General features: G+C 60.5%; 1 protein-coding gene and 1 pseudogene. Both read right to left on the bottom strand.

From position 1 onward, the window contains the following. A partial coding sequence (locus BG52_RS10920) for an SH3 domain-containing protein (RefSeq protein WP_036667258.1) occupies positions 1-530 on the bottom strand: 530 nt, incomplete at its 3' end. 139 nt (positions 531-669) lie between these two features. Continuing rightward, a pseudogene (queE, locus tag BG52_RS10915) lies at positions 670-1,208 on the bottom strand (7-carboxy-7-deazaguanine synthase QueE); the annotation flags it as partial.

Below are 1,208 nucleotides of genomic sequence, written 5' to 3'. Positions count from 1 at the left end.
GACACCCAGCCCTCTCCGACACCTGCGGCGACCACTCGCAGCCAGTCGTCGGATTGCTCGCGAACGGACAGCTGATCTCCCCGCTTAAGTCCGCCGACCATCCTGTATTTCAACCCCGGACCCGACCGGAGCCGCAGCGTATCTGCGGTAACGGCCACCGTATCCGCCGCCTTCCGCACTGACCTCGCAATCGATTTGCCGCCGTCCTCGGACGACGAGCCGGCCGAGCTGACCGAAACAGCTCCGTTTACCTTTTTGAAATAATAGCCTGCGGCCCAGCCGCTTACCCTCCCCGACCGCACCTGGAGCCAGCCGTGCGCTTCCTGGGAAACAGTGACCAACTCGCCGTTCTTCAAGGAGCCAATCACCTCGGCTTTCGCGTAAGGCTCGTTTCGCACATTAAGCGAGACGGCATACACCTTGGCCGTATACGATTCGGACCGGGTCCCGACGGCTTCGACTGACGGAGCGGCGAACAATACTTGCCACCCCAACGCAAACATGACGGTAATAACTGCTGGTTTTCGCATCCGGTACCTCGCAAATAGTAGAGTTGATAGAATCTATCGCTCTATTATTATACCAGCTTCAATCGGCAGGTGAAGGGAAGATTTTCCTGAAATCCGTCAAAGCGGCTGTTTTTCCGTCCGCTTCGCGGCAAATTATGGCTTAAACCCCTCGCTTGTTTCCCCACAGCAGCGTATGCAATTGCGGCAGCACCCGCACCTGCCTGAACGCTTCCGAGGCGGCCACCCGCTCCACCAGCCACTCGTAGCGCCGCAGCAGCTTGACGATCAGGCCCGCCGCATCGGAGGTGCCCACATCGTCGTTGCCGACCTGCAGCACAAGCGGCACCCCGGGATAACGGCGGTGTACCGTTAACGCATAATCGAGGTCAGCCTCGTCGAAAATGACCACCTTCAGGCACAGCCCCTCCGCTCTGCCCGACAGCTTGTTCATGATCTCGTCCAGCCTGTTCCAATCCGTATTCATGCCCGAGCTCGGCGGCTTGGGAGAAATCGTAAGGTCGTCGATCGCCCGGAACCATTCCTGCCAGCGGCTGCCCTGCGTTTCGAGCGCCACCTGCATCCCCCGCGCGTGCAGCAGTCGGATGAGCTCGTCCAGCTGCGGAAGCAGCGCGGGATTGCCCCCGGACAGCGTCACATGACCGAAGCGGCTGCCGCCGATCCGCAGCAGCTCCTCCACAA

The sequence above is a fragment of the Paenibacillus darwinianus genome (genome assembly GCF_000598065.1).
In the GTDB taxonomy this organism is placed as follows: domain Bacteria; phylum Bacillota; class Bacilli; order Paenibacillales; family Paenibacillaceae; genus Paenibacillus_I; species Paenibacillus_I darwinianus.
This window is presented reverse-complemented; position numbering and strand designations above follow the sequence as displayed.